This is a genomic window from Kribbella sp. NPDC043289, from assembly GCF_056436705.1.
In genome coordinates, this window is the sequence record NZ_JBWKCB010000009.1 from 134633 (window position 1) to 158812 (window position 24180).

The window sequence follows — 24180 nt, forward strand, 5'->3', positions numbered from 1 at the left end:
AAACCTTCAGACCCCGAACGACGTCTTCCTGAGGAGCCGCAACGTGTCACTGCCACCGCTGGTCGAACCGGCTGACGAGCTGACGATTGACGAGGTGCGCCGGTACTCGCGGCACCTGATCATCCCCGAGGTCGGGATGGCCGGGCAGAAGCGGCTGAAGAACGCCAAGGTGCTGGTCATCGGCGCCGGCGGTCTCGGCAGCCCGGCGCTGCTCTACCTGGCCGCGGCCGGGGTCGGCACGCTCGGCATCGTCGAGTTCGACACCGTCGACGAGTCCAACCTGCAGCGCCAGGTCATCCACGGTCAGTCCGACGTGGGCAAGTCCAAGGCGCAGTCCGCCAAGGAGTCCATCCTCGAGGTCAACCCGTACACGAACGTCGTCCTGCACGAGACCCGGCTGGACAACGACAACGTGTTCGAGATCTTCGAGCCGTACGACCTGATCGTCGACGGCACCGACAACTTCGCCACCAGGTACCTGGTGAACGACGCCGCGGTGCTGCTGCACAAGCCGTACGTGTGGGGATCGATCTTCCGCTTCGACGGCCAGGTCAGCGTGTTCTGGGCCGACAACGGCCCCTGCTACCGCTGCCTGTACCCGGAGCCCCCGCCGCCCGGCATGGTCCCGTCCTGCGCCGAGGGTGGCGTGCTCGGCGTGCTCTGCGCGTCGGTCGGCGCGGCCCAGGTCACCGAGGCGATCAAGCTGCTCACCGGCATCGGCGACCCGTCGCTCGGCCGGCTGAACATCTACGAGGCGCTCGACCTGAACTGGCGTTCGCTGAAGGTCCGCAAGGACCCGAACTGCGCCATCTGCGGCGAGAACCCGACGGTCACCGAGCTGATCGACTACGAGAGCTTCTGCGGTGCGATCACCGAGGAGGCGGCCGACGCGGCCGCCGGCTCGACGATCTCCGTCAAGCAGCTCAGCGAGTGGATCAAACTCAAGGACAACGGCGAGAAGGACTTCGTCCTGATCGACGTCCGGGAGCCGAACGAGTACGAGATCAACAAGATCCCGGGCTCGGTGCTGATCCCGAAGGCGGACTTCCAGACCGGTGTGGCGCTGGAGAAGCTGCCGCAGGACAAGCAGCTGGTCTTCCACTGCAAGTCCGGCGTCCGCTCCGCCGAGGTGCTCGCGATCGCCAAGGGTGCGGGCTTCTCCGACGCGGTCCACGTCGGCGGCGGCGTGGTCGCCTGGGTCGACCAGATCGACCCGAGCCAGCCCTCGTACTAAACAGACGCCGGCTAGAACGGCATCCTGCACGAAGCGACCGCCTCAGCGGCGACGGGATCTCCCGAAACCGCTGGGGCGTCGTCACGTCCGGACACGGTTCGCATGTACGAGACCGCGTCCACCGCAGCGTGACCCACCGGCGCACCCCTCCCGAGCTGGTAGGTCCCACCTCCGGCCCCGGTGAGCTCCACCTCGACGGCAGGCCGCTCGCCCCACCACGGTCCGTCGATCACGTCGTACATGACCTGGGCGACGATCTCCTCCGCGTTCGGGCCCGGATCGAAGGGGCGGCCGAGAGCCTGACAGACGTCGTCGCGGTGCATCCACAGGTCACGCGCGAGCAGGATGTCGTGGATGTAGCCGAGGCTGAGTTTCACGCTCTCGAACCCGTCGATCGTCATCGACATCCGGCGCATCAGCGCAAGCTCCGTCGAGATCTTCCGCGTCGCCTTCGCCCACACCTGGTCGAAGGTGGTGCGCAGTTCAGCAGGCGGCGTACCCCGGTGCTCGTCGGCCTGGACCATCATGTGCGCGTCGATCCGCAGTACGCCGGGATAGACCCGCTTCGCCTTGCGGTAGCGGCGCGGGAACGAGAGCGGCCGGTTCACGTCCTCGGCCTGCCCGATCAGGTGGCCGGCGATGTCCGCGACGTCCCACGCCTCGCAGACGGTACGGCGCTGCCACTCGTCGCCCTCGATCGACCCGAGGAACTCGTGCCACGCCTCGAGCTCCGCGTCCCGGTGGATCCGGCACCGTGACCGGTCGGCCCGCCCGATCTGCTCCGCGAGTACTGCGCTCATCTCTTTCCCCTCGTCGGTGCGTAGTACTGGTAGAACATCTCGAGTACGACGGGCAGCAGCCGGCTGAACCGCCCCTCCTCGAACGGCACGTCCGGCTCGTTCGCCATCTGCTGCGAGAGCACCCCCGACGTGACTGATGTGAACACCGTGAGCCCCTCGTCGCTCGCCGCCTCCGGACGCAACCGGCCGGCGTCGACGCCCGCCTGCAGGTGCCGGCGCAGGTCGGCGACCGCCTCCTGGGCCGGCGCGAACGCCTCCGGGCTCGGCTCGAAACCGGGGATCGTCCGCCAGAACAGCAGCTGCGAGTAGACCGGGTTCTGCATGCTCCAGCGGGCGAACGCCGTGGTGCCGATCAGATGCAGCTCGACGACGTCGATGGTGGTCGCGGCGGCGACTGCGTCGCGCTGCGAGGCGAGGAACAGCTCGGCGCCCCGCTGGAACAACGCGTCGTAGATCGCCATCTTCGACGGGAAGTACTGGTACAGCGACGGCGGCTGCATGCCGAGCCGCCGGGCCACCGCGGACAGGCTGAGCGCCGCGACGCCCTCGGTCGCCATCAGCTCGATGGCGACGTCGAGGATCTCCCCGATCGTCTCCTGACGACGGCGGGTACGGCGGTCCGGCGCGGCAGTGCTCATACCCTGAGGAAAAGCTAACGCCATTAGGGATGTCAATACCTCGTAGATTGCCTGGTCTTGTCCCCGGTGGCGCGTACTGTCTGAAGGCATGTGCAGAAACATCACCGTGCTCCGGGGACTCGAGCCGTCCGCGACCTCCGAGGAGATCTATGCGGCGGCGTTGCAGTACGTGCGGAAGGTGACCGGCGTCGGCTCGCTGAGCGCGACCACGCGCGGCCCGATCGAGAAGGCGGCCATCGAGGTCGCGCGGATCACCGAGCAACTGCTCGAGGAGATGCCGGCCCGCCGGACGCCACCGCAGACCGTGCCACCGCTGCGCCGTCCGGAAGTGCGCGCCCGCCTCGGCCTCGACTGAGGCGAAAGCAGAGTAATCTCACCCGGGGAAACGGTTACCCCTGAGGGAGGCGCGGGATGCGGTTCGCGATCAAGACCAGGCCGGAGCACACCACCTGGCAGCAGATGCGGGACGTGTGGGTCGCGGCGGACCAGTTCGAGATCTTCGAATCCGCCTGGCACTGGGATCACTTCTACCCGCTGAGCGGTGACATGCAGGGCCCGAACCTGGAGGCCTGGACGACCCTGGCCGCGCTCGCCCAGGCGACGTCGCGGATCCGGGTCGGCTGCCAGGTGAATGGCATGATCTACCGGCACCCCGCGGTGCTGGCGAACATGGCGGCGACCACCGACATCATCAGCAACGGCCGCCTCGAGCTCGGCATCGGCGCCGGCTGGAACGAGATGGAGACCGCTGCGTACGGCATCGACCTGTACCCGTTGAAGGAGCGCTTCGACCGCTTCGACGAGGGCACCCAGGCGATCATCGCGCTGCTCACCGAGAAGGTCGCGAACTTCGACGGCACCTACGTCAAGCTCACCGACGCCTACTGCAACCCGAAGCCGGTGCAGACCCCGCACCCGCCGATCACGATCGGCGGCAAGGGCCCGAAGCGGACGCTCCGCGCGGTCGCCAAGTGGGCCCAGCAGTGGAACGTGATCGTCCCGAACCCGCAGGAGTGGACGCCGCTCAAGGAGGTGCTGGTCCAGCGCTGCGAGGAGGTCGGCCGCGACGTCAACGAGATCACCTGCTCGGTGAACGTCCGCATCGACCCCGACCGCCCGCTCGACAAGGCGGTCTCCGAGGCCGCGGCGTACGGCGAGGCCGGCGTCGACCTGGTCGTGATGAACCTCCCGCTGGACGCGCCGCCGTCGGTCCTGGAGCCGTTGGCGAAGGCGTTGGCACCGCTCGCCTAGATTGAGCCCGTGGATCGGGAGGAATACATCGAGGCTGTCCTGCGGGCCGTGGAGTCCATCCCGGAGGGCAGCGTCGCGACGTACGGGGACATCGCCGAGTACGTCGGCCAGGGTGGACCGCGGCAGGTCGGCGCGATCATGCGCGAGTACGGCGCGAGCGTGCCGTGGTGGCGGGTGATCCGCGCATCCGGCGTACCGGCCGACGAGGTCGGGGACGAGCAGCTGCACCGGCTGCGGTCGGACGGTGTGCGGATCACCAACGGACGCGTGAACCTCCGCGACGCCCGCTGGGATCCGCAGGACTGACCCGCCCGCTTTCAGCGCTGCGCTGATCGGTCAGCTACGGCGTTTGTTGTCCGGTTTCCGAGCATCTGTGGACGGCTCGGGGTGCCCGTCGGCTTTTGTCGGTGGAGTCTGCTGGGATGATGCGATGGTCGGCAGACAGGGGTCCCGGTATCGCTTGGTCCGGGAGGCGGGGCGCGCGGCGGAAGCGCCGGTCCTGGACGCCGATCAGCAGGCGGTCGTCAACCATCCCGGCGGGCCGCTCCTGGTCCTCGCCGGGCCGGGGACGGGCAAGACGACGACCTTGGTGGAGGCCGTCGCCGACCGGGTCCGCAATCGTGGTCTGAGCCCGGACCAGGTGCTCGTGCTGACGTTCGGCCGGAAGGCCGCGACCGAGCTCCGGGACCGCATCACCGGCCGGCTCGGGCGGACGACCCGAGTGATGCCGTCGATGACGTTCCACTCGTTCTGCTACGCGTTGCTGCGACGGTTCACGCCGGCGGACGCGTTCGACGTACCACTGCGGCTGCCGTCCGGGCCGGAGCAGTCGCTGCGGTTGAACGAGGCGCTGTCCGGGAGTCGTGAGGTCGGTGCGGTGCACTGGCCGGGCAGTCTGCATCCGGCGCTGAAGACGCGCGGGTTCACTGACGAGGTGCAGGCGGTCATCGGCAAGGCGCGGCAGCTGGGACTCGACCCGGAGGACCTGTCCGCGATCGGCCGCTCGGCGGACCGGGCCGAGTGGGTCGCGGTCGGCGACTTCTTCCAGGAGTACCTGCAGGTGCTCGACGCCGAACAGGTGCTGGACTACTCCGAGCTGATCCATCGCGCGGTGATCCTCGCGCAGCAGCCGTCGGTGCAGGCCAAGCTGCGCGCCGAGTTCAAAGCGGTCTTCGTCGACGAGTACCAGGACACCGATCCCGGGCAGACCAAACTGCTGCAGGCGATCGCCGGCGACGGCCGGGACCTGGTCGTGGTCGGCGACCCCGACCAGTCGATCTACACGTTCCGCGGCGCAGACGTCCGCGGCCTGCTCCGCTTCACCGAAGAGTTCAAGACCATCGACGGCTCCGAGGCCGCGCAGATCGCTTTGGGTACGACGCGACGCTTCGGCAGCACGCTGCAACGCGTTTCGCGCAACGTGGTCAACCGCCTCGGCGTACCCGGCACGCTGGACCGGGACACGTTCGACCGGTTCCGGAACCCGGATGCCTCCTCGTGCGTGTACGGCCCGGGGAAGGTCGAGGCCAACCTCTACTCGACCAGCGGCGCCGAGCTCGAACACATCGCGGACCTGCTGCGGCGGGCGCATGTCCAGGACGGCATCGGATGGAACGAGATGGCGGTCCTGGTTCGCTCCGGCAGCTGGTCGATCCCGCCGCTGCGACGGGCGCTGGCGGCGGCCGGGATCCCGGTGGACGTCGCCGGTGACGAGTTGCCGTTGTCGCGCGAGCCCGCCGTACGGCCGATGTTGCTGGCGTTGCGGGCGGTGGCCGATCCGGAGACGTTGACCGTGGACGTGGTCCGGGCGTTGGCGTTGTCTCCGTTGGGAGCGATGGATGCGGGGCAGCTGCGGCGGCTGGCCCGGGTGCTTCGGCGGCGGGACCGGGATGCCGCGGGTGGTCAGCGGCTGCCGCGCTCATCCGACGAGCTGCTGCGCGAAGCGCTGATGAGCCCGTTGCTGCTGGACGAGCAGGCATCCCCGGCCGAGGCGCGGTTCGCGGCACTCGGCGAGCGGTTGCTCAAGGCAAGGAACATCGTGACCGCGGGCGCGGCGCCGGACGAGGTGATGTGGTCGCTGTGGTCGGACTCGCCGTGGTTGCGCCGGCTGCGCGGCCAGGCGCACTCCGGGGGCGAGCCGGCCCGGGCGGCGAACCGCGACCTGGATTCCCTGTGTGCGTTGTTCGATGCGGCGAGCCGGGCCGAGGAGCAGGTCGGGTTCAAGGGCGTGTCGGCGTTCCTGTCGGAGTTGGAATCGCTCGACATCGCGGGTGACAACCGGTTCGACGGTACGTACCGCGAGGCCGGCGTACAGCTGATGACGGCGCATCGGTCGAAGGGGCTGCAGTGGCGGCTCGTCGTCGTGGCGTCGGTCCAGGAAGGGCAGTGGCCCGACCTGCGGCGCCGCGGATCGTTGCTGGAGCCGGACCGGTTGGGTCCGGACGGGTTGATCGATCCGTTGTCGGCCGGTGCGTTGCTGGCCGAGGAGAGACGGTTGTTCTACGTCGCGATCACCCGGGCCCGGGAACGGCTGATCGTGACCGCGGTCCAGGCGCCGGAGGCCGACGGCGACCAACCGTCCCGCTTCCTTGCCGAGCTCGACATTCCTTTGAAACTGGTCGCCGGGCGACCGCGACGGCCGTTGTCGCTGCCCGGTCTGGTCGCCGATCTGCGGTGCGTGCTGGCCGATCCCGCCTCGTCGCCGGCGTTGAAGCGAGCTGCGGCGGACCGGCTGGCGTTGCTGGCCGACGCCGTCGACGACCGCGACTATCCACTCGTGCCGACAGCTGATCCGTCCCGCTGGTGGGGCGTGCGCGAGCGGACGGAGTCCGTAAAACCGATCGCGGATCCCGAGCAGCCGGTGCCGCTGTCCGGGAGCGCGTTGACGACGATCGTCGACTGCCCGCTGCGCTGGTTCTTGACCCGCCGGGCCGGCGGCGAGACCCCGAGTACGTCGGCGATCGGGTTCGGCATGGTGCTGCACACGTTGGCGGATGCGGTCGCGACCGGGACACTGCCACCGTCGGTCGACGAGCTGAACGGCTGGCTGGACAAGGTGTGGACGCAACTCGAGTTCGAGTCCGCCTGGATCTCGGACCGTGAGCGCGGCGAGGCCGAGCAGGCGTTGCGGCGGTTCGTCGCCTGGCATCAGGGTCGTCCGGACCGGACCCTGGTGGGGACCGAGGTCGACTTCGACGTACTGCTGCCGGACGAGGAGCAGCCCGCGGTCCGGGTGAAGGGCCGGATGGACCGGGTCGAGAAGGATCCCGAGGGGACGATCCGGGTCGTCGACCTGAAGACCGGGCGCACGATGCCGACGAAGCCGGCGCTGGAGCGGCATGTTCAGCTGGCGATCTACCAACGGGCGATCCAGTCGCGGCAGCTGAAGAAGCTCGGCGAGGACGCGGTCGCGGGAGGCGCCGAGCTGGTGCAGTTGCGCCATGACGACAACGGCGGGTTCCCGAAGGTGCAGCACCAGGGGCCGCTGGAGGCCGACGACGAAGGCCGCACCTGGCTGGACGAGGCGGTCGACGACGCCGAGTCGATGATCCGCACCGAGAACATCACCGCCCAGCGCAACGACGGCTGCGGCCGCTGCGAGGCGCGGGCACTGTGTCCCATCCAGCCCGAGGGGCGGGAAGTCGTCTGATGCCTGCACAGTTGAGGTCCACTGCTGACCTGTGCGATCTGCTGGGGATCCCGTTCTCCGATCAGCAGCTGGCGGCCATTACCGCGCCGTTGGCTCCTGGCGTGATCGTGGCGGGCGCGGGTTCGGGCAAGACGACCGCGATGGCGGCCCGGGTGGTGTGGCTGATCTGCACCGGGCAGGTGAAGCCGGAGGAAGTGCTCGGGCTGACGTTCACGAAGAAGGCGGCCAACGAGCTCGACGTCCGGATCCGCGAGGACCTGACGAAGGCCGGCGTCCTGGGATCCACCCTGCCGACCGACCAGCACCCGCTGCTCGCCGCGCACCTGCGCAGCAACATCCCGAACTGGGAGCCCGAGGAGCCGGGCGAGCCCGTCGTCTCGACGTACCACGCGTTCGCCGGCACGTTGATCGCGGAGCACGGGCTCCGGCTCGGTCTCGAGCCGGACTCGCGAGTGCTCGCCGACGCGACCCGCTTCCAGCTCGCAGGCCGAGTGGTACGCCGTTCCGCGGGGCCGATCCGCTTCGCCTCGCACCACGTCCCGACGCTCGTCAACAGTCTGCTCGCGCTCGACGGTGAGCTCGCCGACCACCTGCTCCGCCCGGACGACATCCGCGACCACGACGACGCCGTACGGCAGGAGGTCGCCGCGGCGCGCAAGCAGACCGTGGAGGTCCGGAAGCTGGCCGAGACCTCGTTGAAGCGTGGCGAGATTCTGCAGCTCGTCGAGGAGTACCAGGCGTACAAGGGGGAGCGCGGCGTCGTCGACTTCGCGGATCAGATGGCGCTCGGCGCGCGGCTCGCGGAGGAGTGCCCGGAGGTCGCCGCGGTCGAGCGCGCGCGGTACAAGGTCGTGCTGCTCGACGAGTACCAGGACACGTCGGTGTCGCAGCGCCGGATGCTGACCGCACTGTTCGCCGCGGGCGACGGCCGGGGCCATCCGGTCACCGCGGTCGGCGACCCGTGCCAGGCGATCTACGGCTGGCGAGGCGCATCGGTCGCGAACCTCGACGAGTTCCCGGAGCACTTCGCGCAGGTCGACGGCGCTCCCGCGCAGCGCTACGTGCTCAGCGTCAACCGCCGCTGTGGAAGCCGCATCCTCGCGGCCGCCAATCAACATGCGGCAGAGCTGTACGAACAGCATCCCGGCGTGATCCCGCTCGAGGCCCCGACGAACGCTCCCGAGGGCGCGATCACGGTCGGTCTGTTCGAGACGCGGTCGGAGGAGATCGAGTGGGTCGCCGACGCGATCGTCGCCGCGCACCAGACCCGGAACCGCCGGTGGAAGGACATCGGCATCCTGATGCGGACCAACGTCGACCTCAGCGCGGTCCACGAGGCACTGATCGCCCGCAAGGTCCCGGTCGAGGTCGTCGGTCTCGGTGGGCTGCTCGCGCTGCCCGAGGTCGTCGACGTCGTCGCGACCCTGCAGGCCGTCAACGATCTGACCGCGAACGCGGCCATGCTGCGGATCCTCACCGGCCCGCGGTACCGGATTGGTCACCGCGACCTCGCGCTGCTCGCCAACCGCGCTCGCTCGCTGGCCGACGCGGGGGAGCGCCCGGCCGCCGACGACCTGGTCGCGGCCCTGGACGCCGCCGTCGCCGGGATGGACTCGACCGAGGTGATCTCGCTCGCCGAGGCAGTCGACGACCCAGGGCTGGCGGCGTACGCGCCGGAAGCCCTGGTTCGCTTCAAGGAGCTGTCGGTCGAGCTCCGTGAGCTGCGTGGGCACGCGGGGGAGCCGCTGCTGGATCTGGTCCGGCGAGTGATCAGCACGATCGGTCTGGACGTCGAGCTGACCGCGACGCCCGACCACGTCGACGCCGGCCGCCGCGATCACCTGGCCGCCTTTCTGGATGCCGTGGGCAACTTCGTGTCGACCGAGTCGGACGGGTCGCTCGACGGCCTGCTCGCGTACCTCGCGGCCGAGGAGGAGTACGCCGCGGGCCTCGACCTCGCTGTACCGAGTGAGGCGGACTCGGTGAAGCTGCTGACCACGCACCGGTCGAAGGGCCTCGAGTGGCCGGTCGTGTTCGTGCCGACGCTGGTGTCCAAGGTGTTCCCGTCCGATCGCGGGCGGGACAAGTGGACGACGAATGCCAAGGTTCTGCCCTGGCCGCTGCGCGGCGACGCGGACACGCTGCCCGACATCCACGACCTGTCGAACGCGGGACTGAAGGCCTTCGCCGACGAGTGCAAGACCATCAACGCACTCGAGGAACGCCGCCTTGGGTACGTCGCTTTCACTCGCGCGAAGGATCTGCTGGTCGCGACCGGACACTGGTGGGGCCCGACCCAGAAGCGTCCGCGCGGCCCGTCGACGTACCTCGAGACGTTGAAGAAGCACGCCGGCGAGCGGGTGATCGCCTGGGCCGAGCAGCCGGAGCTCACCGCGGAGAACCCGGAGCTCGCCGAGCAGACGCAGGCGCCGTGGCCGACGCCGTACGACGTGGACTCGTACCAGCGGCGACTGGACTCGGCGGCGCTGGTGCAGCAGTCGCGCTCCGAGGGGCCGTCGGTCGAGGCCGAGGAGTCACTGCTGCTGGACGAGCAGGCGACGGTCGCGCGCTGGGACTCCGAGATCGAGCGTTTGTTGTCCGAGGCAAGGGAAAGCCGCAGCCGGAAGGCGTACGACGTGACGCTGCCGGCGGCACTGTCCGCGACCCAGGTGATGCGGCTGGCGAAGGACCCCGACGGTCTCGCCGCCGAACTCGCCCGCCCGATGCCACGCAGACCCAACCGGGCCGCGCGGTTCGGCACCCGCTTCCATGCCTGGGTGGAGAGCTACTTCGGTCAGCAACTGCTGCTCGATCCGGACGATCTCCCGGGCGCCGCGGACGAGGACATCGTCGACGACACCGATCTCACCGACCTGATGGACGCCTTCCGCGACGGTCCGTTCGGCGAAACCACGCCGTACGAGATCGAAGCCCCGTTCGCGCTCTCACTCGACGGCCGGGTCATCCGCGGCCGCATCGACGCGGTCTACCAGGTGGTCCGCCCGGACGGCTCCCGCGGCTACGACGTCATCGACTGGAAAACCACCCGCGGCGAAACCGCCGACCCCCTCCAGCTCGCGATCTACCGCGTCGCCTGGTCGGAACTCCTCAACATCCCCCTCACCCACATCACCGCCGGCTTCTACTACGTCCGCACCGGCGACATCGTCCGCCCGGAAACCCTCCCCGACAAACAACAACTGACGAGACTCTTGAACGGTTAACGAGCCCGGAAGAGTTCCGCCGGAACGATCTGTACCGGGAACGGGAGCACGGCGTCGAAGACTTTCTCGCCGGTGACGACGTCGCGCTCGACGTACACGCCGTCGACGAGCTCGAGCACGGTCAGGCTCTCCTTCTCGGGATCGAGGATCCAGTACGAGCGCACGCCGGCCTGCTCGTACACACCGCGCTTCAGCAGGAGGTCCACCATCCTGGTGCTCGGTGAGAGGATCTCGACGGCGAGGGCCAGCGGCTTCCGTGCATGCTGCGGATCGGTGTCGTCCGGGCTGCAGACGAGTACGTCCGGTTGGAGAGATCGCTGTGACGTTGGCCGATAGTCGAACGGTGCAACGAGGATGTCCATGCCGCCCGGGGAAGCGAGCTTCAGCTGGAAACACAGCTCGGTGACGGCTCGCTGATGGAGCCGCGATGGTGCCGGCGTCACGAACAGGCCGCCGTCGACAATCTCGCGCCGTCCACCGTCATCGGGCGTGCTGTCGAGATACTCCAACGTGTACGGCTCAAGCTGGTCCACGGACACAATGGTGCCTCCTTCTCGGTCACACGACCAGCATGATGGGCCGGACCGTGCGGTTGGAGCCATTCCGGCGATCTGCCCCGAGCTGCCCCGTGATCTGCCCGTCTACGCTGCGATCTGCCCCGGTCTGCCCCGCATGATCCGGGCGAATGCAGGCTCATCCGACCAGTGCGGCGGGGGTGAGGGCGACGGGAAACGGGTTCGTGGCGTGGAAGGTTTCCTCGGATTGGACGACGGCTTGGCAGGTGTAGCCGGTGGGGGTTAGGGCTAGGACGGTGAGTTCTTGGATCGACGGGTCGTAGAGCCAGTAGGACGGGATGTTGTGTTGTTCGTAGAGGGCTCGTTTGCGGACTACGTCGGTGGTGCGGGTAGTGGGGGAGAGGACCTCGACGGCGAGTAAGGGTGGCTGGGTGACGGGGGCGTCGCGGGGGCAGACGAGGAGGTCGGGGCGGAGGGTGGTGTGCGGAGTGGGGCGGAACGTGATGGAGCCCATCGCGACCAGGAGGTGGGGTGGGCAGGCGTGTTTGAGCTGCACCATCAGCGCGATGACGGCGGCGTGATGGGCGGGTGGTTGCGGGCCGGTGACGAGGAGGCGGCCGTCGACCACCTCGTATCTTCGGCCGTCGCGGGTGGCTTCGAGAGTTGTCACCCGCCCAGCCTGACGGAAAGCGCCCGACGGCGGTTTTAGTTATCCACAGGCCAACGGGTTCTGCAGGGTTCCGACGAACTGCAGGGAGCCGGCAACGTCCGTCAGGTCGACCATCTGCTGGTTGTTGCGCAGCTGCAGACGGTTCAGGCAGGACAGCGCGAACGACGGCGCGAAGATGTCGTACTTCGCGAACGCGTCCGCCAGCTCCGGCGTCGCGGACTGGTAGTCGCGGATCGATGACGCCACCACCGACCAGAACTCGTCCGGCGTCAACAGCCCCTCACGATCGAGCAGCGGTGACAGGAACCGGAAGATGCAGTCGAAGACATCGGTGAAGATCGACAGCAGCTTCTCGTCGTCCGGGACCTCGGCGCGGACCCGTTCGGCTTCGGCCGGGATCGGCGTCGCCGGGCTGAGGACGGCGATCTCCTCGGCGATGTCCTTCATGATCACCCGGATCGGGATCGCGTCCCGCAGTACCAGGATCAGGTTCTCGCCGTGTGGCATGTAGACCAGTTCGTAGGCGTAGAAGCTGTGCAGCAACGGGATCAGGTACGCGTCGACGTACGCTCGCAGCCAGTCGGCCGGCGCCAGGCCCGATGCGCGGATCAGCGCCGCGGCGAGTGATGCGCCGTGCCGGTCGACGTGCAGCAGCGAGGCCATCGTCGCCAGCCGCTCACCCGGTTCCAGGGACGGCACGGGGCTTTCCCGCCAGAGTGCCGACAGCATCTTCCGGTACGGCGATGTCTTGTCCGTCGCGTTCTCGTAGTACCTGTTGTGATACCCGGCCGCCGCGATCTCGCGCAGTACCGAGAACCCGTACCGCTTCAGCACCACGTCGTTCTCGACCACCGAGTGCACCCAGTCGTTGATCGCCGGCGTCGCGGCCATGTACGACGGCGACAGGCCGCGCATGAAGCCCATGTTCAGCACCGAGAGCGCTGTCTTCACGTAGCAGCGCGACGGCGTCGAGCGGTTGAAGAACGTCCGGATCGACTGCTGCGGCTGATACACGTCGGCTGTCGACCCGACCGGAATGATGTGTCGTTGCGCGATGTCCGCCGCGAACGTGATCGACGTCTTGTTCTCCCACTGCCACGGGTGCACGGGCAGGAAAACGTAATCGAAAGGATCAGCGCCCACGGCAACAATCTCGGCCGCGAAACGCTCCAGCACCTCGTCACCGAGCTCGGTGCGCAGCAGATCCTCGTACCGAAGCGACGAGCTGTGGGCCACGGTCGTCCGGTCCCGCCGCGTCGCGATCCAGGTCAGCGCGACGCCGGCGCCCGTCTCCGGTGCGAACGAACGGTAGTCCTCGACCCCGAACCCGAGCCGCCCGTTGTTGGCGACGAAGCACGGATGCCCCTCGGTCATCGCGGCCTCGATGGTCTGGAAGTCCGCGGTGACCAGGTCCGCCGCGGTCAGGTCGGGCTTCGACAGTTTGTACGCCGCCGACGCCAGCGTGCTGCTGATCTCCTCGAGGTACACCGGCAGCATCTCGCGCCCGATCCCGAGCTGCTCGTGCAACTCGGTCACGAACTCCAGCGCATCGACCGGACCACCGTCGACGCGGGCGACATCCCCGATATCCCAGTGGTTCAACGGGTACCGCCGGGCGCTGAACCGGTACCCGCCGACGACGTACTCGTCGCCCTCGGCAACTGGTTCGAGGATGCGCTCGTGGGTGAACTCGGCGAGCGCCTTCCGCACCAGTGCGCGGTTGACGACGGCCCAGGCCTCGGGGTTCAGGTGCTCGATCATTCAGCCCGCCTCGTTCATCCGGAGCGCGCCGGCGTACTGGTCCCGCGTGCAGAAGCTCAGCCACGCCTGCTTGTCCGGCAGCTGTACGACGCTGTGCTTGCGGAACCCCATCCGCTCGTTCAGCGCCTGGATCTTCCCGTTGCGTACGTCGGGCTCGACCACGACCCGGTCGACCAGCGGATCACTGAACAGGCTGTCCATGATCGTCTCGAACACGCCCCCGGTGAACCCGGCGATCGGGATCACGGGCGGTCCGACCAGTACGTGCATGCCGATGTCACCCGGCGCCACGTCGTACACCTGGCCGACCGCGTCGTACGCCGGTTCGTAGCGCTCCATCAGGAACGCGGGTCGTCCGTCGTGCTCGCCGAGGTACGCGCGGTGGTGCGGACTCTGCTCGATGCGCAGGTACTCCGCGTGCACGTCGGCGACCGACGCGGTCAGCAACCCCCAGTACTGCGCATACGGCTGGGTGACCCAGTCGTGCAGTGTGACCACGTCGTCAACGAGGTCGAACGGGCGCAGGCTGAGGGTGCCGACGCCGGGGACGAACCGCCGGTACGCCGGCTCGGGCAGTGCTCTGGTCATGGCGGACTCCGCTGGCGAGGTGGACGAACCTGTTAGCTAAGGCTTACCTTACTAGACGCTCGCCGACCCGAAGAGATGGGTCCGCGGGCTGATACCCCAGGTCGTCCGCGCGGCGGATGTGTCCAGGCACCCGTCGTGCCTACGTTGGTGACATGTTGATCGCCGAAGACCTGTTGCTGCTGCTGTACGACGACGAGACCGGCAAGCCGATCGCGGGCTCGCCCGGCCTGGACTACGCGTTGGCCGGCGCCGTGCTGATCGAGCTGGCGCTAGGCCGCAAGCTCGACATCACCAGCCAAGGCCGCCTGCAGGTTCTCGACGATGGCCCGACGGGCGACCCGATCCTCGACGAACGGCTGGCGTTCGTCGTCAACAAGCCCGGTAAGAAACCGAAGGACCAGGTCGGCGCGCTGTCGAAGCGGCTCCGCGACCAGCTGCTGACGCGCCTGGCGGAGCGTGGAGTGCTGGAGGCGGACAAGGGCAAGGTGCTCGGCCTGTTCCCGGTGACGCGCTGGCCGGCCAAGGACGCACGCCACGAGGTCGAGGTGCGCGCGAAGCTCGAGAGCGTCCTCAAGGTCGGTACGGCGCCGGACGAGCGCACCGGTGCGCTGATCGCACTGCTCAGCGCGCTGAACGTCGTACCGAGGGTGGTCACCGATGCGGTCGACAAGCGCGCGCTGAAGCGGCGGGCGAAGGAGATCGCCGAGTCCGACTGGGCGGCCGACGCGGTGAAGAAGGCCGTCACCGAGATGCAGGCCGCCATCACCGCGGTGCTCGTGGTGACTGCGGCCTCGGGCGCGTCAGCCGGCAGCTAGCCGGGCCTTGATCTCCGGCTTGACGACCTTGCCGACCTTCGAGCGCGGCAGGTCCGGCCAGATCAGCACGTCTTTCGGTGCCTTCACGCTGCCGATCCGGGCCTTGGCGAACGCGATCAGCTCGCCCGGATCGACGGCGACACCCGCCTGCAGCTGGACGACGGCGACGACCCGCTCGCCCCACTTCTCGTCCGGCTGCCCGATCACCGCGCAGTCCTGGACCGCGACGTGGGCCATCAGGGCCTGCTCGACCTCGGTGGAGTACACGTTGAAGCCGCCGGTGATGATCATGTCCTTCGCCCGGTCGACGATGTAGAGGTAGTTCTCGGCGTCGAGGTACCCGATGTCGCCGGTGTGGTGCCAGCCGTACGCCGAAGCCGCTGCGGTGGCCTCGGCGTTCTCGTAGTACCCCTTCATCACCAGGGACCCGCGGACCACGATCTCGCCGCGCTCGCCGTGCGGCAACAGGGCGCCGTCGGTGCCCATGATCGCCACGCTGACGAGCGGGGACGGCCGCCCTGCCGACGACAGCCGTCCGCGGATAACGTTGCCGTCGGCATTGAAATGGGCGGCCGGTGGCAGCACCGAGATCATCATCGGAGCCTCGGTCTGCCCGAACAGTTGCGCCATCACCGGACCGATCCGGTGCAGCGCCTCCTCGAGCCGGGCGACCGACATCGGCGCGGCGCCGTACCAGAAGCAGCGCAGCGACGACAGGTCGGTCGAGTCCAGCTCGGGCGCCGCCAGCACCATGTAGATCAGCGTCGGCGGCAGGAACGTGTGAGTGACCCGATGGCGCGGGATCAGCTCGAGGAACGCATGTACGTCGGGAGCTCGCATGATCACGATCTCGCCGCCGGACGCGAGCACCGGGAAGCACAGCACGCCGGCCGCGTGGGTCAGCGGCGCGAGCGCGAGATAGACCGGCCGGTCGCCGAACGGGTACCCCATCAACGTCAGTGCGGTCATCGTCTCGAGGTTGCCGTTGCTCAGCATCACCCCCTTCGGACGCCCGGTCGTCCCGCCGGTGCCGACGATCATCGCGAGATCATCGGGATCGGTCAGGTCAGGCGCCGACTGGGACGCGCCCCCGCAGAACGCGTCCCAGCCGACGATTCTCCGGCCGTCAGGGTGGGGGGTAGGGCCGGAGGCCATGGGATCCAACACCGCGGGATCCGCGTCGAGACACACGAACGTGTGCACCTTCGGCAGCGCGTCGCGGATGCGGTCCACCAGCGGCGCGAACGCCGCCTGGTAGATCAGTACTTCACAGTCGAACTGGTCGAGCAGCTCACGGTTCTCCGCGGCTTCGTTGCGCGGATTGATCGGGCACCAGATCGCACCGGCCCGGCTGATCCCGAAGACGCAACTGAACGCCACCGGGTCGTTCGCGGACAGGATCGCGACCTTGCCGCCCGGCCGGACGCCGGTCGCCGCCAGCGCGCCCGCTATCCGGTACGAGAGCTGCTGAACCTCGGCGTACGAGAGGGTCTCGCCGTCCGTGGTCAGGCAGGCCGCGTCCGGGCCGAGCGAGGCACCCTTGTCGAGGTAGTCGACCAGTCGCACTGCGGGCTCCCTAGTGCTGAACCGTCAGCTGTGGCTCGGACACCAGGCCGAAGCTCCGCAGTACGCCGAGCAGCTCGTGGTGACCGAACGCCTGGCAACCGCTCGCGAAACCGACCCGCTTGGGTGGCGTCTGCAACAGCGAGTACGCCGCGTACGCCTGCATCAGACCGGTCTGCTGGTAGTTGCTGTTGCCGTGGATGACGCAGTGCGCGCGACCGAGCGGCCCGGAGGCGTGTACGGAGTCCAGCGTCTTGTTGACCCGCGGGTTCTCCCGGGGCGGCATCTCGTTCATCACCTGGCGAGCGGTCTCGGTCAGTGCGGCGTTGCGGTCGTCCGGAGCCATGTCCTTAGTGGCTTCGAGCGCGGCAGCGACGATCTGCGGGACCCCGTTCATCAGCGCGGCGTTGAACACGCCGCCCTGCGCCTTGCAGTTCGCGACGCGTGGATCGCGCTTGAACCAGACCGGATGCGACATGCCGCCCCAGGGAAGGGACAGCGCTAGCTCGTGCTGCCCTGGCACCACCAGCGGCACCAGACCCTGCTCGGGGAACTCGGTGTACTGGTTGTTCTCCAGGTAGTGCGCCCTCGACGTCGCGGCGTTCACCAGAATCGTGCGGGTCGAGGCGATGGTCGGGCTGCCGCCCCAGAACACGGCGATGTCCAGGGAGTCGAGGCCGGGCTGCTCAAGGCAGAGCTGCGCCGCGATCTCGCTGGTGGTGTACATCTGCGCGATCCCCGGGGCCAGTACCAGGTTGGCCTCGGCGAACTGTGCGCCGTACTTCTCGTCGCAGGTCATCAGCCAGTCCTGCTCACCGGTCGTGTCGGTGTAGTGCGCACCGGCTGCCAGTGCGGCCTCCACTGCCGCCGGACCGAGCTCACTGAACGGCCCGACCGTGTTCAGTACGACGGATGCGCCCTTGAAGAGATCTGTCAGCGCAGCAACGTCATGGTCGACCGCGGCTATCTCGTAGTCCGCTGTCTCGATGCCCGGGACATGTGCGTCCATGGAGGCCTTGAGCTTCGCCTCGTCACGTCCGGCGGCGACGAACGGGACGTGGTACTGCCGGAGGTACTCACAGACCAGGCGGCCGGTGTAGCCGGAGGCGCCGTACACAACGACTGGTTTCGTGGCCATTCGCGATCACATCCCCATTCCGCCGTCGACAGGCAGTCCGATACCGGTGATGAACCGTGACTCGTCCGATGCGAGGAAGACGACCGCGTCCGCGATGTCGGCGACCTCACCGAGCCGGCCGGCCGGTGTCAGCCCTACGACTGCGGCGACCGCGGCGTCCGGCGACTCGAACAGTCCGAGCTGCGCGACGTCGTTCGCCAGGCCGGCGCCCATCGCGGTCGGGACGAGCCCGGGGTAGATGCAGTTGACGCGTACGCCGTACCCGAGCTTGCCGGACTCCATCGCGGCGACGCGGGTGAGGCGGTCGACCGCGGACTTGGTCGCGGAGTACACCGCGATGCCGGGGAAGGCGATGGTGGCGGCTACGGACGCGACGTTGATGATCGCGCCGCCCTGACCGGCCAGGCCCTCGGGCCGCATCGTCCGCAGACCCCATTTGACGCCGAGCGTGGTGCCGAGGACGTTCACTTCGAGCATCTTGCGGATCTGCTCGGCGGTGACCTCGGTGAGCAGGCTGGTGATCTCCACCCCCGCGTTGTTCACCAGGATGTCGAGGCCGCCGAGGACGTCGTTCGCGGCGACGACCGCGTTCTCCCAGTCGCCGTCGTCGGTGATGTCGTGCGCGACGAAGCCGTTGCCGGCGCCGTACTCCTGGTCGAGCGCGTCGGCGACCGCCGCGCCGGCGTCCTTCTGGATATCGCTGATCACGACTTTCGCGCCGGCCGCCGCGAGGGCTCTCGCCATGCCCTCACCGAGCCCCTGCGCGCCACCGGTGACCAAGGCCTTCCGGCCGGAGAGATCGAGTGAACCCATCTGTTGCTCCTTTGCTGACAGCGGACTCGAGGGGTGTTTCACACTCTGGCCATCTGTTTGACAGGCGTCAAGAGTTTGTTTGACAGTTGTCAAGAAAACTCCCCGCACCGGGACGCGCCTGGCCCGGGGCGGGGTACTCTGACGCAACGCATCCATCAGCACCGAATCCAGTACCGCATCGATCAGGAGGGTGGGTGGTCTCGATGGCGTCCGCCAGCGCCGCCGAAGAACGGCCCGCCCGCGTCTCCGGCATCGACAAGATCGAGCGCCGCCGGGTCGCACTGGCCGAGTCCGCGCTGAAGACCCTCGGCGAGCTCGGGTACGCGCGCACCAGCCTGCGCGAGATCGCGAACAACTCCGAGTTCACCCACGGAGTCGTGCACTACTACTTCCGCGACAAGATCGACCTGATCAGCTACTGCGTGCGCTACTACAAGACCAAGTGCGCCCGGCGGTACGACGAGGTGGTCGAGACCGCCACCTCGGGCGACGAGCTCGCGACCGGCTTCCTGGGCAGGATGACCCAGACGCTGGTCGAGGAGACCCCGATGCACAAGCTCTGGTACGACCTGCGCGCCCAATCCATGTTCGAGGACCAGCTCCGCCCGGACGTCGAGGCGATCGACAAGCTGCTCGAAGAGATGATCTGGCGGATCCTGGCCCGGTACGCCGACCTCACCGGCAGTACGCCGACGGTCGACGCGCCGACGGCGTACGCGCTCGTCGACGGCCTGTTCGAGCAGGCCGTGGTGGGCTACGCCGCGAACCCGGAGAAGGCACCCGGCCTGCTGGCCGACCGGATCATGCAGGTGCTTCCGAGACTGGTCGCGGCGTAGCTCCTATTCAGCGCCGCAGTCTGCCTTGCAGAGCTTGTCGGTGAGCGTCAGGATCACGCCTGGCTGCTCGGAGTCGACCTCGGTCGAGTAGTCGACCGTCCAGTTGCCTGCTGTCGTCTGACCGGACGGCTTGCTCGCGTGTTGCTTGATCCAGTCGACGATCTGACCGCGGGGGTTCACATGCGCGAGCTCCAGCGCCTGTGGTGCGAACTCGGCCAGTGCGGTGGCCGCTTCCGCCGCTACACCGGTCGACTGCAGTGAGAGCACCGCGGGGCGCGGCTGCTTGCCCAGGAGTACCTGCACGGAGGTGGTGCCCTTGCTGCAGGTCTCGTACGCCTCGTCGGTGCTGCACTGGTATTTCTGAGCTGTGAATGCTGCGACCACCTGTGCAGCTGTCAGGTCCGGAAGGGTCTCTTCCGGACCGGACGACGTAGTGCTGCCACCTGTCGGTGTAGCGGACGTGCTGGTGGTCGTACTACCCGCCTTGGGTTCTTCGGATTTGCCCGAGCAGGCGGTCAGCAGCATGGCGCACACCAGTACGGCGGCGCCGAGCCGGCGGTTCAGACCGGCACCTCGATCGCCGCGTCCAGGGCAATGGTGATCATCTCGGAGAAGGTGGTCTGGCGCTCCTCGGCGCTGGTCTCCTCCTTGGTGATCAGGTGGTCCGACACCGTCATGATGCCGAGCGCCCGGCGGCCGAACTTCGCCGCCAGCGTGTACAGAGCCGCGGCCTCCATCTCGATCCCGAGGACGCCGTACTCCGCCGTCCGCGACACCAGGTCCGGGCGGTCGTTGTAGAACAGGTCGCCGGAGAACACCTGGCCGACGTGCACGTTCAGCCCGGCGGCCTCGGCCGCGTCGACGGCCGCGCGGAGCAGCTGGTAGTCGGCGGTCGGCGCGTAGTCGATGCCGTGGAAGCGCAGCCGGTTCATCTGCGAGTCGGTACTCGCGGACATCGCCACGATCACGTCGCGGACCCGGACCGCCTCGGTGAGCGCGCCGCAGGTGCCGACCCGGATCAGCGTCTGCACGTCGTACTCCGCGAACAGCTCGTGCGCGTAGATCGACGCGGACGGCTGGCCCATGCCGGAGCCCTGCACGGAGATCCGCTCACCCTTGTAGGTGCCGGTGAACCCGAACATGTTCCGGATCTCGGTGTAGCAGATCACGTCCTCGAGGTACGTCTCCGCGATCCACTTGGCCCGCAGCGGGTCGCCGGGGAACAGCACCCGCGGTGCGATCTGCCCCTTCTCGGCGGCGATGTGAATACTCATGCGGGGATGCTCTCACGCCCCCGGGGTAGGTTGAGGCACGTGGCCTACTCCATCGCTTCCGGTTCGCTAGCCCTGTCCCGGTCCGTCCTCGACCGCGCCGCCGACCGCCGCCGTGACGACGACTGGCTGGAGAAGGCGTGGGCCGCCCCCGACACACAGGTCGTCGTCGTCACCGGCGACCAGATCCAGGTGACCGAAGACCGTGCCGCGCTGCGGTTCGTGCAGCCGTCCGAGGCGCCGGAGGGCACCCGGATCTTCCTCGGCATCGACCGGGAGTCCGGTGCCGGGATGACCGCCGACGGACGGGCGGTCTTCGGCGTCCTGGTCGAGGGCGACGCCGACGAGTCGTACGGCGGTCTGCGCGAGCTCGGCGCCGTACTGAGCGACCGTGAGGCCGGAATCGCCGTCCACGTGATCGGACTGTCCAACTGGCACGGCGTGCACACGCACTGTGCGAACTGTGGCGCCCACACCGAGGTGGTCGAGGCGGGGCACGTCCGGCGCTGCCCGGTGTGCGGGCTGTCGCACTTCCCGCGCAGCGACCCGGCGATCATCGTGCTCGTCACCGACGACCAGGACCGCGCGCTGCTCGGCCGTAACGAGGCGTGGCCGGTCGGGCGGTACTCCACGCTCGCCGGGTTCGTGGAGCCGGGTGAGTCGCTGGAGGCCGCCGTACGGCGTGAGGTGCTCGAGGAGACCGGGGTGATCGTCGGCCCGGAGATCGAGTACGCCGGGAGCCAGCCGTGGCCGTTGCCCGCCAGCCTGATGCTCGGGTTCTACGCGAAGGCGACGGGCTTCGACATCGAGGTGGACCAGGACGAGATCGCCGAGGCGAAGTGGTTCACCCGGGAGGACGTCCGCGTGCTGGTCGAAGCCGGCACGATGGCCCTCCCGGGTGCGATCTCCATCTCCCGCCGCCTCATCGAAGGCTGGTACGGCGAGAGCCTCACCGGGAGCTGGTGACTAGCTACCTACGTTCGACCTCGCCGCGGCGACTCGGATGAGGACGCCCTCCCACTTCTCCACGCTCCCGTTCGCCTCGAGTTGCCGGAGCTTCCGGTCGACCGCGACGACGTACGCGCCATGGCTAGGCCAGTCCGCCTTCGCACTGGGCAGTGTGTCGGTCAAGCTGCAGCCGTAGGTGAGGAATCGGTTCTGGACGTGGCTGTCGATGTTGCCCGTCCAGACCGTCGCCCTGACATCCGACTGCGCGCAGGTGTCTGTCGGCGGGGTGTACGAGGCCAGATTGGTCGGGTTGACGAACCCGTCCGGCCGGAGCAGCGAGTAATAGGTGCCATTCGGCGTCTGAGTGAGCCGGTTGAGACCGCGGCTGTGCAGGACAGTCGTGTGGCCGCTGAGGCTGTCCACCTCGAACAGTCGCCCGCCAGTCACGCCGTACAGGTAGCCGTCTCGCCAGGACAGTGCGCCGTCCTGTGAACCGGTAGCTCCGCTGAAGACCGGCAGCAGGCGCTGCACTGCGCCCGTCACCGGATCGGCGGCGAAGACGATGCCGTCGGCCAGTCCCCAGATGTTGCCGTCCGGTCCGGTCGTCAGCTCGTTGATGCTTGCCGCACCGGGCACGGGTACGACGTCGGTGAGCACCTGTCCCGTTGCGGGGTCGACCTTGACCAGGTGCGCCTCGGTGGCCCGCGGGTCAGTGCCTTGACCGCCCTCGATGCTGGAGCCGGCCCAGACGTTCGCTCCGGTCGGGAGGATGGAGGCGATGGTTTGGTCGGTCACCAGGTTGCGGTAGACGGTGTGGCTCCCGGTGGGTACGTCGTAGACGGTCAGCGCGCCGCCGTACTCGCCGTACGCCGGAGTGGTTCCGACGTACACCTGGTTGCCGTCGGGGACTACTGAGACGGGCCGGTTCTGGTGGTCACTGTCGACCAGGCTGAACAGTTCCTTCGGGTTGGTCGGGCTCTCCGGCGCGGTCGGGTCCCAGAGCGAGAGACGGCCGTACGGATAGATGCCGACGTACATCTTGCCGGCGCCGTTCCATGCCCAGCCCTCCACCTGTCCCTGCCGGGTGGTGGTGGCCGTTTTGCCGGTCGCGGGGTCGTAGATGCCGGTGGTGCCGTTCAGATAGACGTTGACGAACACCTTGCCCGTGGACGGGTCGGCCAGCGCGTGCATGAGTGGAGACGGCACGTACTGGAACGGTGAGCTCCACTGCGCCAGCGTCCCGTCCGCCGGGTTGTACCGGAACGTCCCACCGGAGTAGTTGCCCGCCAGGCCGTACAGAACCGGTACGCCGTTCTCGGTCACCCAGCCGTAGCCGATCGAGGCACCACGGGTCAGCGTGCGCGCCGGTGAGACCGGACCGACCGTGTTGGTGGCCAGGTCGTAGTGCGTGAGAGCCAGGGTGTTGTTGGTGAAGTAGACGCCACCCGGACCAGCCGCGGAGACACCGCGGGCGGCGATCGGGTAGTCCATCACCTGCTGGCCGGTCGTGGCGTCGGTGTACTTGACCTGCTCACCGGTGACCGCGTCGACCACCACCAGCCGGCTGCTGGCATTCGCGAACACCTTGCCGCCGGCGTAGTCCAGGTCGATGAAGTCCTTGGCCGTCGTCCCCGGGGGAGTGATGTCCTCGACGGCCTTGGTGGCGACGTCGATGCGGAGCAGCCTGGCGTTCGGAGTGGAGACGCCGACGAACAGCTTGTTGTGGTCGGGGTCGTAGACCGTGGACCGCGCGTACTGCTGCACCGGGTCGAGCGAGCCGTAGTCGGTGACCTGACCGGTGCCGGCGTCGTACTTGAAGGCATGCGCGGTCGGGTACGTCCCGGCGTACACGTTGCCGGCCTGGTCGGAGGTGAGGCCATAGATCTGGGACTCGCCCGGAATGGGCTGGCCCAGGTCGGTCACTTCACCGGTGACGGGGCTGTAGCGGTAGAGGTGCGCGTTCGCGTAGGTGCCGAGGTAGACATCGCCGTTCGGCGTGACGACGATCGCCCAGCCGCCGGCGGCTCCCGGCAGCGGCACGGTACGGATGAGTTCGCGCGAGTGCAGGTCGACGACGTTCAAACGGGCGTTCTCGCCGGCCGGTACGGCGTACACGACGTCGCGACCGTCGGGCGTGCGGCCGACCGCGCCCTCCATGATCGTCAGCGAACTGATCGGTGAGCCGAGGTCCTTGATGGGATCGGCGGCCGGTGCGAACGGCTTCGTCGGAGTGCCGAGCGGCCAGGTCTCCGACGGGAAGGGATCGGGCCGGTCGCCCGGCGGTGCGGCGCCGGCGCTCAGCCCGCCCGTGGCGAGCAGGCCGAGCGTGACAGCGAGAGTGATCAGGAACTGACCGACAGGACGGCGCGAGAACATGGGCGGACTCCCTGCGACGTAGTTCATCGCAAGGTATAACGGTCATGGCCGTAATGTCCATAACTCGGGTGATATGACCCGAGCCGGTGC

Annotated in this window: 21 protein-coding genes; 9 read left to right on the plus strand and 12 right to left on the minus strand. The window is 68.4% G+C overall.

Annotated features, from left to right (window positions below; translation table 11 throughout):
* The first annotated feature begins 43 nt into the window (after positions 1 to 43).
* Positions 44 to 1234, plus strand: a complete 1191-nt coding sequence (gene moeZ, locus AC0662_RS36905; protein ID WP_387781922.1) for an adenylyltransferase/sulfurtransferase MoeZ — start codon at positions 44 to 46, stop codon at positions 1232 to 1234.
* 11 nt (positions 1235 to 1245) lie between these two features.
* Here the strand turns inward: moeZ and AC0662_RS36910 are convergent, their stop codons facing one another.
* Positions 1246 to 2034, minus strand: coding sequence for a maleylpyruvate isomerase family mycothiol-dependent enzyme (locus AC0662_RS36910; RefSeq protein ID WP_478306468.1), 789 nt, complete (start codon positions 2032 to 2034; stop codon positions 1246 to 1248).
* A complete protein-coding gene (locus AC0662_RS36915; RefSeq protein WP_478306470.1) occupies positions 2031 to 2672 on the minus strand; it encodes a TetR/AcrR family transcriptional regulator in 642 nt (213 codons plus the stop codon). Before AC0662_RS36915 ends, AC0662_RS36910 begins: the two co-directional genes overlap by 4 nt.
* Before the next feature lie 88 nt (positions 2673 to 2760).
* Between AC0662_RS36915 and AC0662_RS36920 the strand changes: the two genes are divergently transcribed.
* The 5 genes from AC0662_RS36920 to AC0662_RS36940 all read left to right on the plus strand — a co-directional run bounded on the left by AC0662_RS36920 (position 2761) and on the right by AC0662_RS36940 (position 10796).
* The gene (locus AC0662_RS36920; protein WP_478306472.1) at positions 2761 to 3027 is read left to right on the plus strand and encodes a DUF2277 domain-containing protein; all 267 of its coding nucleotides are present in this window, start codon (positions 2761 to 2763) and stop codon (positions 3025 to 3027) included.
* 56 nt (positions 3028 to 3083) lie between these two features.
* Positions 3084 to 3923: a TIGR03560 family F420-dependent LLM class oxidoreductase gene (locus tag AC0662_RS36925; protein WP_478306474.1), complete on the plus strand. Its 840-nt coding sequence runs from the start codon at positions 3084 to 3086 to the stop codon at positions 3921 to 3923.
* Between the two features lie 9 nt (positions 3924 to 3932).
* Positions 3933 to 4229, plus strand: coding sequence for an MGMT family protein (locus tag AC0662_RS36930; RefSeq protein WP_478306476.1), 297 nt, complete (start codon positions 3933 to 3935; stop codon positions 4227 to 4229).
* A gap of 124 nt (positions 4230 to 4353) precedes the next feature.
* Positions 4354 to 7572 carry an ATP-dependent helicase gene (locus AC0662_RS36935; protein WP_478306478.1) on the plus strand — a complete coding sequence of 1073 codons (3219 nt, stop codon included), beginning with the start codon at positions 4354 to 4356 and terminating at the stop codon, positions 7570 to 7572.
* Complete coding sequence (locus tag AC0662_RS36940; protein WP_478306480.1) at positions 7572 to 10796, plus strand: UvrD-helicase domain-containing protein; 3225 nt, start codon at positions 7572 to 7574, stop codon at positions 10794 to 10796. Before AC0662_RS36935 ends, AC0662_RS36940 begins: the two co-directional genes overlap by 1 nt.
* Here the strand turns inward: AC0662_RS36940 and AC0662_RS36945 are convergent.
* The 4 genes from AC0662_RS36945 to AC0662_RS36960 form a co-directional block, all read right to left on the minus strand.
* Complete coding sequence (locus tag AC0662_RS36945; protein WP_452201243.1) at positions 10793 to 11329, minus strand: Uma2 family endonuclease; 537 nt, start codon at positions 11327 to 11329, stop codon at positions 10793 to 10795. The genes AC0662_RS36940 and AC0662_RS36945 overlap by 4 nt on opposite strands.
* Before the next feature lie 160 nt (positions 11330 to 11489).
* Positions 11490 to 11981 (minus strand): Uma2 family endonuclease, encoded by a 492-nt coding sequence (locus AC0662_RS36950; protein ID WP_452201245.1) that lies wholly within the window; start codon positions 11979 to 11981, stop codon positions 11490 to 11492.
* 39 nt (positions 11982 to 12020) lie between these two features.
* Positions 12021 to 13742 (minus strand): IucA/IucC family protein, encoded by a 1722-nt coding sequence (locus tag AC0662_RS36955; protein ID WP_452201247.1) that lies wholly within the window; start codon positions 13740 to 13742, stop codon positions 12021 to 12023.
* Entirely contained in the window at positions 13743 to 14330 is a 588-nt protein-coding gene (locus AC0662_RS36960) for a GNAT family N-acetyltransferase (protein WP_478306483.1), read from the minus strand.
* 152 nt (positions 14331 to 14482) lie between these two features.
* Here AC0662_RS36960 and AC0662_RS36965 point away from each other — a divergent pair, with 152 nt between their 5' ends.
* Positions 14483 to 15145 carry a GOLPH3/VPS74 family protein gene (locus AC0662_RS36965; protein ID WP_478306485.1) on the plus strand — a complete coding sequence of 221 codons (663 nt, stop codon included), beginning with the start codon at positions 14483 to 14485 and terminating at the stop codon, positions 15143 to 15145.
* On the opposite strand, the gene AC0662_RS36970 is transcribed toward AC0662_RS36965, so the two are convergent.
* Genes AC0662_RS36970 through AC0662_RS36980 form a run of 3 tightly spaced genes read right to left on the minus strand, consistent with a single transcriptional unit; the run spans position 15131 to position 18659 of the window.
* Positions 15131 to 16711 carry an AMP-binding protein gene (locus tag AC0662_RS36970; protein ID WP_478306487.1) on the minus strand — a complete coding sequence of 527 codons (1581 nt, stop codon included), beginning with the start codon at positions 16709 to 16711 and terminating at the stop codon, positions 15131 to 15133. The two genes, AC0662_RS36965 and AC0662_RS36970, sit on opposite strands and share 15 nt — an antisense overlap.
* Positions 16712 to 16721: 10 nt before the next feature.
* Positions 16722 to 17846, minus strand: a complete 1125-nt coding sequence (locus tag AC0662_RS36975) for a DUF5938 domain-containing protein (protein WP_478306489.1) — start codon at positions 17844 to 17846, stop codon at positions 16722 to 16724.
* A 6-nt stretch (positions 17847 to 17852) separates the two neighbouring features.
* A complete protein-coding gene (locus tag AC0662_RS36980; protein WP_452201256.1) occupies positions 17853 to 18659 on the minus strand; it encodes an SDR family NAD(P)-dependent oxidoreductase in 807 nt (268 codons plus the stop codon).
* 203 nt (positions 18660 to 18862) lie between these two features.
* Between AC0662_RS36980 and AC0662_RS36985 the strand changes: the two genes are divergently transcribed.
* A complete protein-coding gene (locus AC0662_RS36985; protein ID WP_478306491.1) occupies positions 18863 to 19495 on the plus strand; it encodes a TetR/AcrR family transcriptional regulator in 633 nt (210 codons plus the stop codon).
* A gap of 3 nt (positions 19496 to 19498) precedes the next feature.
* Here the strand turns inward: AC0662_RS36985 and AC0662_RS36990 are convergent, their stop codons facing one another.
* Positions 19499 to 20020: a hypothetical protein gene (locus AC0662_RS36990; protein WP_452201259.1), complete on the minus strand. Its 522-nt coding sequence runs from the start codon at positions 20018 to 20020 to the stop codon at positions 19499 to 19501.
* A 35-nt stretch (positions 20021 to 20055) separates the two neighbouring features.
* A complete protein-coding gene (gene deoD, locus AC0662_RS36995; RefSeq protein ID WP_478306493.1) occupies positions 20056 to 20769 on the minus strand; it encodes a purine-nucleoside phosphorylase in 714 nt (237 codons plus the stop codon).
* A gap of 39 nt (positions 20770 to 20808) precedes the next feature.
* On the opposite strand from deoD, the gene nudC reads away from it, so the two are divergent.
* Positions 20809 to 21732, plus strand: coding sequence for an NAD(+) diphosphatase (nudC, locus tag AC0662_RS37000; protein ID WP_478306495.1), 924 nt, complete (start codon positions 20809 to 20811; stop codon positions 21730 to 21732).
* Here nudC and AC0662_RS37005 read toward each other — a convergent pair whose 3' ends face one another.
* Positions 21733 to 24090: a Vgb family protein gene (locus AC0662_RS37005; RefSeq protein WP_478306497.1), complete on the minus strand. Its 2358-nt coding sequence runs from the start codon at positions 24088 to 24090 to the stop codon at positions 21733 to 21735.
* Positions 24091 to 24180 lie beyond the last annotated feature (90 nt).